Source organism: Brucella oryzae, assembly GCF_041929965.1.
Classification (GTDB): Bacteria; Pseudomonadota; Alphaproteobacteria; order Rhizobiales; family Rhizobiaceae; genus Brucella; species Brucella oryzae.
Genome location: NZ_JBHEEO010000021.1, coordinates 36,921 through 51,797, shown reverse-complemented (window position 1 = coordinate 51,797; position 14,877 = coordinate 36,921). Strand labels below are relative to the sequence as shown.

Genomic DNA, 14,877 nt, shown 5'->3' with positions numbered 1-14,877 from the left:
AGCTCCCCGTTATTCACCTTCATACTCCGCCCAGCAGGCCGGCGTCTCGAACACCTTTACCGAATTTAATTCCCCGAGAAGCGGCTTGACCTTTTTCCATATCCAGACGGCGATGTTCTCTGCCGTTGGGTTTTCTAGACCTTCGATATCGTTAAGTGTATGATGATCGAGGCTTTTAAGAACCGGCCCAAAGACTTTCTCCACATCAAAAAAGTCGATCACGAAGCCGGTCTTAGCATCGACGGTGCCTTTAAGTTGCAACTCGACACGATAGGAATGACCATGCATGCGATGGCACTTATGCGTCGAAGGCACGTGAGGAAGTTGGTGAGCAGCCTCGAATGTGAAAGCTTGAGTGATTTTCATGGGATACCGATCATTTTGTGGGTTTGAAGACTGAGGCGCCAGCGCGGATTTTCAAGGCAGAATGCCGTCACGGCAGCGATGTTTTCCTGCTGTTCCGCTCCGTCCATTGGCTGCAAAAAATAATGCTCGAAGTCGAGTTCAGGCAAATCGTCAGGAAGCAAATTGGACTGCGGGTAGACCAGTTTCAATTCACTTCCCGATCTCAGATTGAATGGTGCCCCGGCCTTCGGGCTGACGCAAATCCAGTCGATTCCTTGAGGAGGCTCGATCGTTCCATTTGTTTCAATGGCGATTTCGAAATCTTGAGCGTGAACCGCCGCAATCAGCGCTTCGTCGATCTGTAGAAGTGGTTCGCCGCCCGTAAAGACGACATATCGTCTGGTTTGTCCGCTACCCCAGGCGTGAGCGATTGCGCTAGCGAGTTCTGATGCATCGCGAAACTTGCCGCCACCATCGCCATTCGTGCCGATAAAGTCGGTGTCGCAGAACTGACAGATTGCTTTATGGCGATCCTCTTCACGTCCGGACCAAAGGTTGCAGCCGGCAAATCGGCAGAACACGGCTGCTCTACCTGCCTGGGCACCTTCTCCCTGGAGCGTTTTGAACAGTTCCTTGACCGCGTAACTCATTAGAAACCTGCCACTGCCTGGTTTGGTTTGTCTGCGCCTGCCTGACCCTCGTTGCGTCGACGTCGAACATCAGCGCGCACGATGCCGACGAGGTACTGAGCGAGCGTGACGATGTCTCGGTTGACGTTTTGAACAGACTTCCAATGCCGCTTGTCGTTTTCCGCAAAATTCCATTCGCCAGACGTCCAGGCGCTCTTGTCGACCAAACATGCTATTCCTCGGGCGAAGTCATCAAACGTTCTGGCACCGTCGAGGAGAACCAGAATTTCCATGACATAGCCGAGGGACATGATACCCGCCCCATGTACAAGGCGCGACGTCTTGGGCGTATGGTCTTTCCATGCGTCCTTGAAGACATATTGAACCGCTTGGTAAAAATCGCTGATCAACTTGAAGCAGAGGTCGGCGCCGTCGGGTTCGCGGATCAATTCACGCATGACGCCGTCGCTCAGTGAATTGATGATGACGCGCTGGATCGCCGTATCTCGAATGAGGCCGCCTGGGTTAGTGTGCTGGTAGATCTGGCCTTCGAGCGAGGAACTCTTGTCGTAGTTCAAGCGGGCTGCGATATCGGCCGCGACCGAACGATCACCTAGACGGCGCGGCAAGCCAGTCACGGTCGGTAGCAGTTCATAAATCAGCGACTTTGGAAGCGGCCGCGTGTTGTTGATCAGCACAAATTGACGGCGAAGCTCCTCGTCATCGCGGCAGATGATGGCCGAGACAAAAACCTGGAAATCCTTTTCGACCACCTGGCTGAGCGCGGTCAGACGCTGCTGTCCGTCGACAATCAAGCCAGGCGCACCCGCCGCGGTGTCGATTTCGACCAAGCACCGGCCATCATTATCCTCGTCGCTTATTTCAACATTGCTGGTGAAGGCCACGACGATCGGGTTTGGCAGGATCGCCTCGGGTTTTTCGAGATAATCGCGAATCTCCCGGATATGGCCCGCAATCTGCGGGCGCTGAAATCCACTCAAGCCACCCTCTGCATCGCGCGCGACCCGTTCGATGACCGCGAATTTTTGCAATTCAGACGCCAGCGCTGCAAATGAAAGAACTGTGTGCGCTTCGCTCTGTCTGGCTCTGATCGCTGGAAATCTTAGAATTGTCATTTCGCCCACTATTGCTCGGGAGTTGGTCAACGAGGGCGTTGTAGACCCCCAGATTATGGATTCCGCGCCGCTTATTGCGGTTGCTGGCACGGAAGATCACCACTTCAATTGAAAGTGACGAACAGATAGGGCAGGCGCACTGCTTCCATGGTTTGTCACTTAGCGTCCGCTTATATCTATCTCTCAGATCCTTGACCGCTTTTGCACCGGGCAATTCACTGATTGTTTCGCCCATGACGGCAGGGGTCGCATAGGCGAGCACCGTATCGAGCGTTTCTTCGAGTTCGGCCTGCCCGCGGTCATAGGATCTAAGCGCTGCGAGTGCATTTTTTTCCATCGCCACCAACTGTTCCTGGTTGAGGGCGCCGCGTTTGGCAAGCCTCATCAACTTGGGATTTTCAAGTGCCTGGGGTACTCGGATGGCGGTGTAATAATCGAGTTTCCCTGACTTGTTTGGTAGATAATAATTCGATTTGGCGTCCTTGAAGGCACGGATCAAAGGTGATGTCGTGTCGAAACTTGTTACATTGAAGGGACCGAAGGTGTCGATCTCGTCGGCTTTTGCAAAGCCGAGGATATGAAGACGCGTGTTTTGGGGGATCACCTCACGGATTGCAGCAAGGCAGGCTTTGATCTGTGAAGCTTTCAAAGGGACTGTACCGCCGAGGGCCAGATAATCGTAGCCCATCGCGACCAGTCGCCGGGCGCCTTCAGCCATGCTCCCGGGGGACCATCCCTGGATGACACCCAGGGGCGTGAATCGATTTGACATATGCTGGGTTGAAGTTCGGAACGCCGACGCGTTCTCAAGCGTGATCTCGAAACGCCGGCGAGCCTCCTCCGTGCCTCCCTCGAAACCTTTCAGGCTTTCGTCGAAGTCAAAAATGATATGGTCGACCGAACATCCGTGCGTAAATCTTGCGTCGTCGTAGAATTCCGCGGTGTCGTCGGGTGTGTAAGGCGGCTTGTCTTCTTTGTGGTAAGTGAACGCTCCGCAGTCGCCAAAGATGGGCAGTCGTTCGAACTGCGGTGTGTCAAGACGCAGGAATTCGCGCGCTCCGACTCTACGAAAACGCATGGCCTGAGCTTCGGTATATTTTCCGCCGACGGCAGCGCCCCCGACAATCCCGCGAGACACCAGCATTCCTTGGTAGGGTGCATAGCCCATAATCTCGTGCGGATAGGCATCATCCCAGTAAGGGGTCCTCCCTTCCGAGTAACGATCTCTGAGGAAATCATAGCCGGGATCGACGTGATCGAGACTGTCAGCAAAAATGAATTTCATCGTGCCGGCCTCGATAGCTTGCGGTCAAGTTGCATCAGATGCTCTGCGAGCAATCGGTTGTGTTGTGGCGTCCCCTGGATTTCATTCCACTTTAGTCCAAGCCCTTCCCATGTTCCTTCCGTCCACGCGCAGAGTGGTGCGATCCTCTGCAGCGCCTCTCGGACCTCGGTTTCGGGTGTCAACGAACTGTCGGCCCGCAGCATGACCTGGTCCATAAGTGCGCCAACTGCCTTGATACCGGCTGAATGCATTAACCGGCTTTCAGTTGGCTGCTTTCCCCAAGCGTCTGGAAAAATATCGCGAACGGCTGACCAGTAGAGGACAAGCGCCTCATACATGGCATCTGGGTTATAGATGTCAGGCAGGAGATATTGGCTCAATGCGCCATGAGGCCCTTTGAGATTCTTCCTAATAGCATCAATGAGAGCAGTATCGTTGACCACACTCTGTTCGTTGCCTGTGTCGGAGGCCCGGCGGATCAACCGATAGAATGGAGATTTCTGTTGCCTATTGAGGAGCGTGCACAGCTCGCTTGGCAGACGGTTCGCCGATAAATCCTTCGGCAAAAGTGTTCCGACCTCTGGAAGCAACTCGTTAATCAATCGGACATCAAGCGCTTTAACTTTGTTGACCAGGATAAACTGTTCTCTGTGGACCTGGACGTCCTGAGATACGAAACCTACGACTGGAACTGGAAAACGACTGTCCTTGGCTTTTGCTAGAGCGAGCGAGCGCTGCTGCCCGTCCACAATCCAGGCGGCGCGATGGCCGTCCTTGCCGACCGGAATGCTCAGTGTCCCCGATTGAGAAACTTCAGTCAGGCCATTTGGCTTTGGGCCACGTGAAACGTCAAAAGTAACGCCGGAAGAAAGCGCCAAAGTTATCGCGTTTGGAAAGAGAACGGGGCCGCTGTCGAGAAATTCGATAATTGACTTCACGTGGCTTCGGATTTCCTTGCGCTGGAAACCCTTCAAGTCCTTCTCGTCCCGGTGGATTCGGCTAATATCAGCGATCCGAGTGAGGTCTGAACCGTGCAGGAAGAACGCGTATACGTCGACCCCGTCGCCCTGCTGCGTCCTAACCGCACGAACCATGAGATTGTTCGAATCAGCGCTCATCTGCTTTCTCCTTCCGGATATCCGCTACAAGATTTGAAAAGCGCTTCTGCTCGCATGCGATGTTTAGTTCGTCGCGCAGTATTCGTAAAAGCGTTGTTGACCGCCCCCCGGCACGCGTCCAGTTGGTGCGGACAATGGATTTAACCTCTTCGTCCGACTTTCGGACACCGGCCTTTGCCGTCGGGCGTGTCCATGTTGCCAACGATGCCTCGACTTGCTCGCGATGAACGCGGCTGGAAGAATGCGGGTTTTTGACGAGTATTTCTTCAACGAAGTGACGTGCTGCTCGTGATGCGAAATCCGATCGGGTTCCAGGTAAACTGCTTTCCGGACCATCCAGGCGATCATCATAAGGAAGACGAGCGCTTTCCAGTCGCGGATTGAGATGGGGAACATTCCGCCCGCCAACGATCCTGATTCTTTCGCACAAACGGTTCGAGATATCGTCGAGTGCGGGTGCGACCATGCGCAGATAGGCCGAGGGCAAGGCGATCAGAATTATCCCGCTACTGCGATTGAGAGCCGCCCTCAAAGCCTCGTGGCCACCAAGCGCCCCCCACCAGTCTGCATCACCATGCCCCTCGAGTTTATCGAGAACGCAATCGTCGCCGCCGCGAGAGACAGTAAGATTATATGAAGGGATTACCTGCTGGCTATGGATCAGTCCAAGCCCAGCAGAAACGATGTGAAGCTCGGCTTGAGCAATGCGCGCTGCTAACTTGGCCTCGACGAACGAGCGGCCACAATAGATATCTTCCGCAGGAACCCGTTCCTCAGCTTTTGCTATTCGGTCATTCCACGACTTGACGACAGCCTGCAAAGAGCCCTGCGACAGGTCTCGGGCGCATAACAAAGGGCTGGGGGTAACCCGCTTTCTTTGCGTGCAGGCGGTGAAGACAATTGGCATAACGGGCGTCTCAGTGGGCGTCGCCCATTTACTGGAGTAACTAGGGTGGTCGTATCAATAACTGCGAATTCCTCGTCAGGTCAATACAGAAACTGCAGGCATCGGTTAGAATGACCCAAATTACTGCGGATTATGAAATCTCCTTCAATGCAGTTTCCCCATGATATCCAAGTTTTCATGTGATCTGGTTGTAATCATTCCGCTCAACATGGCAGAATCGGTCCCGACTGCACCGGGTTCGAACGCGGCGCACGGACTTGATTCTCGCCGCACGGCGCCGGTAATTTCTTCAGAACCGACGACCTGCGGCAGTTGGCAGCAGATACGGAGTTGGTTCATATGAACTCAACCCCAACAACGTTGCCGATATTCTTGGAAAGGTGACGAGTGGGCTTGAGGTTCGCTTCTTCAGCGCTAACGCTGATGTTTTGGAACTCCACGACGCTTACAAGAACGGCGTACAGAGGGAAAAGCGCCAACGACTGAGATCGCCTGATCAATTGTCTGGCGAGGTTCGGATCGAACTTCGATGAAGTGAAAGAGCGGATGCGTGTAAAACCGCTCCCATAAGGTGGCGAATGTTGGGCGCGGTTCTCTTCACGCTTCCATCCAGACCTGATTAAGTATCTTAGCGGCCAGCGCGGCCTTATCCTGCGGCAGAAATCGCCCGTAGTGGCTCGCCACCATGTCCGGCGTATCCTGGATTGCATAGCTCGCCTGTTCGTAGGAGCCAGTCTGCTTCAAGATATGAGTGGCCAGGACGTCCCGGACGTTGTGCGGACCATGGGGAAGCAATCCCCTTATCGCGCCTCGGTCGGTATAAGGGTTATAGATACCGTATCGCTGAATTGTGAGCCGCCAAGCCTCGTAGAATGTCGTTTGGTCATAAGCTGCATCCTTGCTGTTTGTTTTTACAGTTTTGACAAATAGCGTGCCCGGATCGCGGGCATTTCTCAACAAGACCGCCCGGTGCCGTTCAATGTAATCATTCAGGAATTTATAGAGGTCGAGCAGATCGGGTAAAACCAGACGAAACGGCTTCGAACCGAAGAAAGACGAATTTGCGTTCTTGAACGCGTTGGAAGGAATGAGCACTTCCCAGCCCTGGTCTCGGTCGCTCCAGCGGATTTCTCCGCGTTTCATATCCTCCAGACGTCGCTCCGGTGTCGGGAAATGTCCACGGGGGCAGACAAGAAGCTGTCGGAGATTCTTTTGACGCAAGCCGAGATGCAATCCAAGCCGCAGCATCAGAAAGGAGCGAACCGCTTCTGCCGCGGGAACCGGATAGCGGTTTTCATCAGGTAATCGTTTAATTATCTCGTCCGTTATTTTCCGATATTCGGCAAGTGGACTATCGGCTTCCAAAACGCACATGATCGGTTCGAACGGATCCCGGTGAACTCGCATCACGCGCTGGATTTCTCTGGAGCGGTGCGTTGCGTGCTTAAAGCACTCCGCGCATGCCCCATGCCAATCCTGCTGTGCAAAATCGATTTCCTCTACGGTCACCAATCCTGGAACAGGCTGCAGCCCTCTGGCTAATTCAGCATGTTGCCACATCCAACCGGTTTCGGGCCGTGTCATGCCGAGTATCGCGCTCAGCATGTCCTGCTCCCACGATGTGTAAAAGCCGCGTCGCTTTTCTCGCCACTGAAGGTACCAGTCCCAAATACCAGGAAAGACCAGCAAGCCGAACGTTATTTGCCGCAGAGGAATACCTCGCCCCCTGACTTCACTATCTGGAGAAGCAGCAAGGGCGCCGAATAAAAGTCCAAGATGCTCAACTTTTTGAGACGCAGTTTCTTCTCCCCAAACACCGTTTCTCTGAAAACCAACTGATGTCAGGGTTGCTGTCTTAAACCGCACAAGGTTGGCCATTTCCATCGCCAGGCGGGGTGGAGCGTCCACAACGCCTGCAAGCAGATCGGGATCTTCGATAAAATCATCTTCATCCACACTTCCTTCGAAATCTAAAGTTTCCGATCTAGTGCGTGGTGACAATACTGCGCCGTAAGAAATTCCGGGGAACCGGATCGCATATCTCTGTTTGGACGCCTTCCTCTGAAACTGGCGATAATCAGTCGAGCCCGATATGATCACACGCCGGACCCATTCGAGGATCTCTTCCCGTTTGCTAAGGGAAAGCTGATTAAAGTCGTCTGGTAAATGCCAGACAATGCGCCGCCGTTCGGCGGCACTAACATCGCTGCCGAGGTCGTGACCGTATATTGATCGTACCTGATGAGGCAGCCTGGATTTAAAATAACCTTCAGGGAGACGATATCGCTTTTCTAATCTCGTAAGAACGTCGAAGCTTTCGGCAGAGCGTGGCGTCTTCGTTCCATTCACCCAATTCGCTATCGTGCGGATGTCGAAAATCTCATGCTGTTTTATAATTGCGCGGTGGAGGCGCCAGTAGGTCTCACCGAACCTGCGCATATGATAATTCAAGGCCTGCTGGAAAGTCTGCGGATCTTCGGTCCACGCAAACAGCGGTTCCGGAAACTCCTCAATAGGATCCGCCGGCGCTAAACCGGGCGACTCTGGACGCACAGGAATTCTCACCGAGGCCGGGGCCCGGTCCTGCTTTGGCAAACGCATGGCGGGGCGACGATCACGTATTTTATGTTTTGGCGCAGTTTGATCGGATTGGGGAACGCTATTGTCGACCCATCGAATTAGGGCTTCTAATGCAGGCCGAATAATATTCTTCAGCTTCCCTGTTAACTCACAATCCACCCGGCTTTCCGATGCGAATGATAACCAGTCTATCTGGCTTCGGCGCATTGGAGGCTTTCGGTGCTGGACAATCAAATCATCGAGGTATGACTTGATCATATCGAGTATTTCTTCGGACACATGCGGCATGACGCGTTTGTCGCAGAATTCAGAGATCATATTCCGAAATTGAAGAGGTGAAGAAGTCTGTGTTTTCATTGCAGTCCAAATTGCTAAATTGACCGGCTTCTTGCCGGGGCGTGGGCTGCTAATGTGAATTGATTAATCAATTCTGAAGCTTACAGAAATTATCGGGGATGCCTGAGGTTCATGTCCCTTCAAGGCGTTGCGGATGGGATGCTGTACGGTTTACTCGGTGGTGCATCGCCAGCTTATCTCGCGCCGAAGATCAGGCAATTGGTCGCCGATTTCGCTGATGAATGGCTCAGCGACGTCCCCGCCGCATTGAGACTTAAACCCGGAAGCTTTCAGTTCCCTGTGGCCCAAAATAGGACGCGCACCTCGAAGCCTGAACAGAGCCAACTTATAATTGCGACATCACCGGAAGCACGTCACTGCAAATGCATCAGGCGGTTGATGTGCTGAGATTTCACGCCTGACGCAAATTGAACAGGGTTGTTGAGGTCGCAGTTTATCGTCGTGAGATCATAGCGTTTCACATTTTCGCAGTAAACAAACGGGTTGTCTTGTTTGTTTGTTGACACCCAGTCGACATCAAGTCATCTTCTGCTGCAGTGGGCAATAACGTCCACGCAGGGGAACAGGTGATCAATCCGTTTAGCTCGTCGATAATTTTCGACATAGGTGAGTTAGAAGCACCTTTCTTCCTAATTCAAAATCAGAAAGGAAGTATCGTGTTACGCGATGAATATGAATCTGCTGGCTATGGCGAGGTTGCGGTCGGATATGGGAAACGTCCCGCAATTCTGGTTATCGATTTTCAAAAATCTCACACATCGCAAGAATATCCTTTTGGCGGCAAGCCACTCGCAGTAAGAGCGCTTGAGAATACCCGCAAACTTCTCGATGTAGCGCGACCACTTTCGATCCCGGTGGCAGTCTGTTTCACAGCATATCAGAGTGAGCGCGACATGCCGTTCTGGAAAATCAAGCCAGTACGCGATAACTACATTATGCCCAACGATGCGATCCAACTCGAAGATAACCTCGTAGACTCGTCATATGATCTGGTTATTCGTAAGACGGGGCCATCGATGTTCTATGAAACAAAGGTTGAGCCATTTCTTACAAAAGCATCCGTAGATACCGTTATCGTAACTGGCGTGAATACGAGCGGTTGTATCAGAGCGACTGTTATTGATAGTTTCCAGCGCGGCTATCGAACGATTGTTCCTGAAGACTGCGTCGGTGATGTTGAAGAAGGTCCGCATCGAGACAATCTACGGGATGTAGGACGGCGTTACGCTGACGTCGTCGATTTGGAAAGTGTCCTCGCATACTTCAAAACACTTTAGAAACTGACACGTCTCCCCTCTCGTGTGTTAAATTCATGAGAGGGGATAGAATGGATAAACACCTAACGAATGTTGGAAATTCATTCCTCTTTGGTATCAGCCGGATCAACTCTACTCTCGACCAAAGAACTGTATAATTCGATAAGCTTTTGACCAGCCTGCACATCTCTATCGAATAGTTGATAGAGTGCAACTCCTCTCATTGTGGACATCATTAAATGTAAATGTTGAACATTCAGGCCCATCTTTCGGTCGGTGAAGTTTAAGCTTCGAAGAAATTCATCTCTAACATTGACCCATCTTGACATTTCATCCCTTAAACGAATGCCTAGATCGTTATCCAAACGTGCCGCAACCATAAGTTCAAGTGACGCTATATACCGTTTGTCTGAAAACAGATTCTCCCACAACTCGGTTATAAGTTGCGCTACAGTATACTCTTCGGTGGTTGGATTGGCGGTGAATGGCCTCACTTGCGACCAATCATTATGAAGTCGCTGCAAAGCTGCAACAAGAAGATCATTTCTTGAAGCGTATTGATGAGTCAGTGCACCGCGAGAGACCTTCGCTTTCTTTGCAATGAATGCAGTTGTTATACAGTGGTAACCAACTTCAGCCAAGGCCTCCAGCGTTGCGTTGCAAATTTTCGCTTGCGTATTTGATGAACGCTCCGCCTGGGTTTGTCGCTTGCCTTTTCTTCCTGCTCTGCCATCCATTTCAGCTGACTTTTCAATCATAGCACTGCTCCGCCACTGGTAACGAACGTCATCTTCGCTTGATCCTCCTAATCCCATATCTTTTCAATGTTGTTAAAAAAGACAGTCGTTTCAATGCCGTATACCACTCGGTGTAACAAAAAAACAAGCCAGCCCGTTTTTAACTGGACACTCATGCCATGGCGTGTAAGATTGGTGAAAATATACTTCATGTATGCACGACAAAAACAAATGGGGAAATAATTATGACGAGTTATGTCCTTTGCGGTGGCCAGGTTCTGGATGTTGATCAAGGTGTTCTGAAATCCGGTGTTGAGGTATTGGTCGAAAACGACCGGATCGTGAAAGTCAGTGAACAGCCAATCACGGAAGCAGGAGCAGAAAGGATCAATCTGGGCGGACGTACGCTTATGCCTGGACTTGTTGATGCCCATGTTCACGTCGCGGCCACCCTCGTGGATCTGGCGGAAAACGCGGCGCTACCCAGCTCGCTCATTGCGTTACGAAGCGCAAAAATTATGCGGGACATGCTGATGCGAGGTTTTACGACCCTGCGTGATCTGGCGGGAGCGGATCTCGGTTTGAAGCTCGCGGTCGATGAAGGCGCCATAGAAGCCCCAAGACTGGTAATTTGCGGCAAGGCATTAAGCCAAACTGTTGGGCATGGCGATTATCGAGCTCGTTATGACAATCGTCCATTGCATGAAGCGCGACTTGGTAGTCTTGGTCGGATCGCTGACGGTGTAGATGAAGTGCGCCGTGCGTCTCGTGAAGAAATCAAGAACGGCGCTCAGTTCATCAAGATTATGGCGAATGGCGGGGTTGCTTCCCCCAACGACCCAATCCACGTGCTGCAATATTCCAACGACGAAATCCGCGCAATCGTGGAAGAAGCCGAGAATTATGGGCTATATGTTGCCGCACACACCTATTCAGATGCCTCCATTCGCAGGGCGGTTGAATGCGGTGTGAAGTCACTGGAACACTGCAATCTCATCACTCCCGAGACCGCCCGAATGGCCGCTGAGGCAGGTGCCATTGCCTGCCCCACACTTGTTGCCTATGAGGGACTGGCACTGGAAGGCGCAAATTTCGGTCTCAACGAAGACTCCCAGGCAAAGATCGATACTGTACGCCGTGGTGGACTGGAATCGCTTGCAATCATGCGGGACGCAGGTCTACCGATGGCCTTTGGATCTGACCTTTTAGGTCAGCTTCACAAATACCAGTCGATGGAATTCTCTCTACGTGCAAGTGTACTCACAAACCGCGAAGTCCTCCATTCTGCAACAAGGGTTTCAGCGAAGCTGTGCGGCATGGAAAATGAGATCGGCGTTATCGCACCAGGAGCTTACGCAGATCTTCTGATTGTTGATGGCAATCCTCTCGAAGACATCACCACGCTGGAACGCCACGATGAATGTCTCACTGCCATCATGAAAGGCGGTAAATTTCACAAGAACAACCTGCCGGAGTAAGCCGTATGGTCCGAGGCAAATCTCTGACGGAGCGCCTGGGACGGTTGGGAGCGGCGACAATGATTGCATTCAGTCTTGTACTGATGCTTCTGCCCCTGGTGCTTGTTTTTTGGCTATCGATCATCTCGAACGAGATACTGTCGTTACCGGTGGAGGGATATTCACTGCACTGGTTTTCTGAGGCCTTTCGACAACCTCAGTTTCTGAGTGGCTTTCTGCTTTCTATCGCAGTTGCAACTTTCGCCATGCTGGCTGGCCTTTTGGTTTCGGTACCAGCAGCAATTGTAATTGTAAGACGTGATTTTCGAGGGCGAAGCGCCTTGATTCAGCTTCTTATGTCGCCCCTAACAGTCCCAGCAATTGTGATTGGCGCAGCGCTCTATATCGCTGTTGTGGAAATTGAGATTGCATCCGGAATGCCACTCGTCGGGTCGACAGGTGTCTTTGTAGCGGGTCATGTTCTTCTCACAATCCCGTGGTGTCTTCGACTACTTCTTGCTTCACTTGAAGGTGCCAATCTGTCTGTGGAAGAAGCGGCGGCATCACTGGGTGCAAAGCCAGCAACGGTCATTCGTTTGGTAACGTTACCCCTTATCAAGCCAGGCATCTTTGCGGCCGCTGTATTTTCGTTCGTCGTTAGTTTCGGAAATCTGGAAGTGTCGATTTTCTTATCGGGACCGGGACAGGTCACGCTTCCCGTGGCCGTGATGCAATATCTTGAATGGAAGATTGACCCAACCATTGCGGCTGTTTCCGTCCTGCAAGTACTCTTTGTGGCACTGATGCTGGTGATTTCAAACCGCTTTGTAAATATTTCGAGGATGGTTTAATGGCTGATGTTCAAATTAAGGGCCTGACCAAAACCTATGGGGCATTCACTGCAGTGTCAGACATGACACTTGATGTCCAGGAAGGCGAATTTCTTATATTTCTTGGCCCGTCGGGTTGTGGAAAAACAACGACCTTGCGCATGCTGGCCGGATTTATTGAACCGGACGCTGGTTCCATACGCCTCGGAAATAGAGAGATTAGCCAGGAGCCACCACATCGTCGTAACATCGGACTAGTCTTCCAAAATTATGCGCTTTTCCCCCATCTCACTATATTTGAGAATGTGGCTTTCGGTTTACGTCGCCGAAAAGTGCCGGAACCCGAACTGAAAAGCCGTGTAACGCATGCACTGGAGTTGGTCGACCTTTCACACTTGTTGGATCGGTTACCCAGGCAACTTTCAGGCGGCCAACAGCAGCGCGTGGCCATAGCTCGGGCCATCGCCATCCGTCCGGACATCCTTCTTTTCGATGAACCTTTGTCCAATCTTGATGCCCGACTGCGCCTTCAGGTTCGCGACGAACTGCGCAACCTGCAAAAGTCGCTCGGTATCACCACCATCATGGTGACCCACGACCAAGAGGAGGCGATGTCAGTCGGTGATAGGCTTGTTCTGATGCGGGCAGGTCTTATTGAGCAAATCGGATCAGCCGAGCAATTATATCAAAAACCAGCCAGCCGTTTCGTAGCTGACTTTATTGGACGAGCCAATTTTCTAGCCGGAACGCCGTCAGATGGTGGAACTTTTACCACAAACGGTGGGGTTCGATTGCTTACGGCGATCCCATCTGCGAAGGCAAAGGAAGTACTTATTCGTCCTGAAGCGTTGCGGTTGAGCCGTTCATCGGCTCCCTCTCTCAAGAACAATCAGACAGCTCGTATTAAAAAACACGTCTTTCTTGGAGGGATGATTGAAATCGACATCGAACTTAGTGACGGACAACATCTGACGGCCATCGCTTCACCTCGTGAAGTAAACGAGGCTGGTATCGATCTTATCCCTGAAAGCGCCATCACAATTAGCGTCGCGCCGGAGGACGTCGTGCCACTGTAGCCTTTCACCATAAGCGAGACGATAGATCTCCATCATTTCTTACTCATGATAAAAAGGGGAAAATGCAATGACTAAAATGACTAGAAGAACTTTTGGCATTCTTTCTGGCGGCCTTCTGGCATCAGGAATGATGCCATCCCTTGCCTCCGCCGCAGGGCGAATTGTAGTCGGAACATGGGGCGGTGATTATCAAAATTTACAACAGATTCACATTACGGACGCTGTTCTTAAGGACAGTGGTACTCAGGTAATTTATGATCCAGCCGCTGATACGGTACGCCGATCAAAAATGCTTGCAGAACGGCGTTTGCCACGTGGGTCGATGGACATATCCTGCCTTACCCGACAGGGTAGCTACGAAATGTATACAAACGGACTGATTGAAGAATTGGACGAGGCCAAGATTCCCAATCTGAGAAAGGTTCAATCGTTCATTCGCGCTCCCTATGCCGTCCCTCATATCTACACTGGCCGCGTGATCCTTTATAACCCCAAACAGGTAACTCCTGCTCCAACATCGTATGCTGACCTGTGGGATCCCAAGTATGCGGGGCGCATTGGTGTTATCGATCTGCAATACCAGACAACAATAGAATCCGCAGCAATGATTGCTGGTGGCGGCGCATCCAACTATGAACCTGGAAAAGCAAAGCTCATGGAGTTGAAGAAACAGGGTGTGAAAATCTATCCTACCAATGAAGCCCTCGCACAGGCGCTGAAATCTGGTGAAATCGTTATGTGCATCATGTGGAATGCGCGTGGCTACATGTGGAAGAAGGCCGGGATCGACATCGAGATAGCTATCCCGAAGGAAGGCATTTCTCTTTATCTGTCGGATATGGTCGTTCCTAAAAACGCGCGAAACAAGGAAGCTGCCTACCAGTATATTAATGCCATGTTGGAAGATCAGCCGCAGGCAGCCTTTGCCGAGCAGATGGGATATGCGCCGACCAACTCTGAAGTAACGCTACCTGCTGAGCTGGCGGCAGCTGTCGCCTATTCTGAAAGACAGCGGGATCAGTTTCTCCTGCCCGATCTGGAGTATGTCGCCAAAGCTGATGCCGATCTTCAGAATTGGTGGAATAAAGAATTCCGAGCCTGAACCATCGCAAACAATCCTGTCCGATGTTGTCGGACAGGATCAACTCGAACTATTCCGGTAGC

The 14,877-nt window shown here is 51.7% G+C and carries 13 protein-coding genes; 5 read left to right on the top strand and 8 right to left on the bottom strand.

The features are described 5' to 3' along the window. Window positions 1-9: 9 nt before the first annotated feature. From queD to JNC70_RS18380, 7 genes are all read right to left on the bottom strand, one after another. Window positions 10-366: a 6-carboxytetrahydropterin synthase QueD gene (queD, locus tag JNC70_RS18410; RefSeq protein ID WP_374788832.1), complete on the bottom strand. Its 357-nt coding sequence runs from the start codon at window positions 364-366 to the stop codon at window positions 10-12. Next, complete coding sequence (queE, locus tag JNC70_RS18405; protein ID WP_374788831.1) at window positions 363-995, bottom strand: 7-carboxy-7-deazaguanine synthase; 633 nt, start codon at window positions 993-995, stop codon at window positions 363-365. The genes queD and queE overlap by 4 nt, the downstream gene beginning before the upstream one ends. Further along, window positions 995-2,110: a DGQHR domain-containing protein DpdB gene (gene dbpB / locus JNC70_RS18400; protein WP_374788854.1), complete on the bottom strand. Its 1,116-nt coding sequence runs from the start codon at window positions 2,108-2,110 to the stop codon at window positions 995-997. The genes queE and dbpB (JNC70_RS18400) overlap by 1 nt, the downstream gene beginning before the upstream one ends. Continuing rightward, window positions 2,028-3,395, bottom strand: coding sequence for a tRNA-guanine transglycosylase DpdA (gene dpdA, locus JNC70_RS18395; protein ID WP_374788830.1), 1,368 nt, complete (start codon window positions 3,393-3,395; stop codon window positions 2,028-2,030). Before dpdA ends, dbpB (JNC70_RS18400) begins: the two co-directional genes overlap by 83 nt. Continuing rightward, window positions 3,392-4,513: a DGQHR domain-containing protein DpdB gene (dbpB, locus tag JNC70_RS18390; RefSeq protein ID WP_374788829.1), complete on the bottom strand. Its 1,122-nt coding sequence runs from the start codon at window positions 4,511-4,513 to the stop codon at window positions 3,392-3,394. The genes dpdA and dbpB (JNC70_RS18390) overlap by 4 nt, the downstream gene beginning before the upstream one ends. Next, window positions 4,503-5,333: a DUF6884 domain-containing protein gene (locus tag JNC70_RS18385; RefSeq protein ID WP_374788828.1), complete on the bottom strand. Its 831-nt coding sequence runs from the start codon at window positions 5,331-5,333 to the stop codon at window positions 4,503-4,505. The genes dbpB (JNC70_RS18390) and JNC70_RS18385 overlap by 11 nt, the downstream gene beginning before the upstream one ends. Before the next feature lie 684 nt (window positions 5,334-6,017). Next, complete coding sequence (locus JNC70_RS18380) at window positions 6,018-8,357, bottom strand: hypothetical protein (RefSeq protein ID WP_374788827.1); 2,340 nt, start codon at window positions 8,355-8,357, stop codon at window positions 6,018-6,020. A gap of 566 nt (window positions 8,358-8,923) precedes the next feature. Between JNC70_RS18380 and JNC70_RS18375 the strand changes: the two genes are divergently transcribed. Beyond that, entirely contained in the window at window positions 8,924-9,634 is a 711-nt protein-coding gene (locus JNC70_RS18375) for an isochorismatase family protein (protein WP_235824472.1), read from the top strand. A gap of 80 nt (window positions 9,635-9,714) precedes the next feature. Here JNC70_RS18375 and JNC70_RS18370 read toward each other — a convergent pair whose 3' ends face one another. Further along, a complete protein-coding gene (locus tag JNC70_RS18370; RefSeq protein WP_374788826.1) occupies window positions 9,715-10,371 on the bottom strand; it encodes a TetR/AcrR family transcriptional regulator in 657 nt (218 codons plus the stop codon). A gap of 224 nt (window positions 10,372-10,595) precedes the next feature. Here JNC70_RS18370 and JNC70_RS18365 point away from each other — a divergent pair, with 224 nt between their 5' ends. The 4 genes from JNC70_RS18365 (at window position 10,596) to JNC70_RS18350 (ending at window position 14,815) form a co-directional block, all read left to right on the top strand. Then, window positions 10,596-11,828: a metal-dependent hydrolase family protein gene (locus JNC70_RS18365; protein ID WP_279722152.1), complete on the top strand. Its 1,233-nt coding sequence runs from the start codon at window positions 10,596-10,598 to the stop codon at window positions 11,826-11,828. Window positions 11,829-11,887: 59 nt separating this feature from the next. After that, entirely contained in the window at window positions 11,888-12,658 is a 771-nt protein-coding gene (locus tag JNC70_RS18360) for an ABC transporter permease (protein WP_125302431.1), read from the top strand. Beyond that, a complete protein-coding gene (locus JNC70_RS18355; RefSeq protein ID WP_374788825.1) occupies window positions 12,658-13,713 on the top strand; it encodes an ABC transporter ATP-binding protein in 1,056 nt (351 codons plus the stop codon). Before JNC70_RS18360 ends, JNC70_RS18355 begins: the two co-directional genes overlap by 1 nt. Before the next feature lie 67 nt (window positions 13,714-13,780). Next, a complete protein-coding gene (locus JNC70_RS18350; RefSeq protein WP_374788824.1) occupies window positions 13,781-14,815 on the top strand; it encodes an ABC transporter substrate-binding protein in 1,035 nt (344 codons plus the stop codon). Window positions 14,816-14,877: the final 62 nt, after the last annotated feature.

Bases quoted from the DNA above. Each gene is read 5' to 3' on its own strand.
- dbpB (WP_374788829.1), bottom strand. From the start codon at position 4,513: ATGAGCGCTGATTCGAACAATCTCATGGTTCGTGCGGTTAGGACGCAG.
- JNC70_RS18355 (WP_374788825.1), top strand. From the start codon at position 12,658: ATGGCTGATGTTCAAATTAAGGGCCTGACCAAAACCTATGGGGCATTC.
- JNC70_RS18350 (WP_374788824.1), top strand. From the start codon at position 13,781: ATGACTAAAATGACTAGAAGAACTTTTGGCATTCTTTCTGGCGGCCTT.
- dpdA (WP_374788830.1), bottom strand. From the start codon at position 3,395: ATGAAATTCATTTTTGCTGACAGTCTCGATCACGTCGATCCCGGCTAT.
- JNC70_RS18370 (WP_374788826.1), bottom strand. From the start codon at position 10,371: ATGATTGAAAAGTCAGCTGAAATGGATGGCAGAGCAGGAAGAAAAGGC.
- queD (WP_374788832.1), bottom strand. From the start codon at position 366: ATGAAAATCACTCAAGCTTTCACATTCGAGGCTGCTCACCAACTTCCT.
- JNC70_RS18365 (WP_279722152.1), top strand. From the start codon at position 10,596: ATGACGAGTTATGTCCTTTGCGGTGGCCAGGTTCTGGATGTTGATCAA.
- dbpB (WP_374788854.1), bottom strand. From the start codon at position 2,110: ATGACAATTCTAAGATTTCCAGCGATCAGAGCCAGACAGAGCGAAGCG.
- JNC70_RS18380 (WP_374788827.1), bottom strand. From the start codon at position 8,357: ATGAAAACACAGACTTCTTCACCTCTTCAATTTCGGAATATGATCTCT.
- JNC70_RS18360 (WP_125302431.1), top strand. From the start codon at position 11,888: ATGATTGCATTCAGTCTTGTACTGATGCTTCTGCCCCTGGTGCTTGTT.
- queE (WP_374788831.1), bottom strand. From the start codon at position 995: ATGAGTTACGCGGTCAAGGAACTGTTCAAAACGCTCCAGGGAGAAGGT.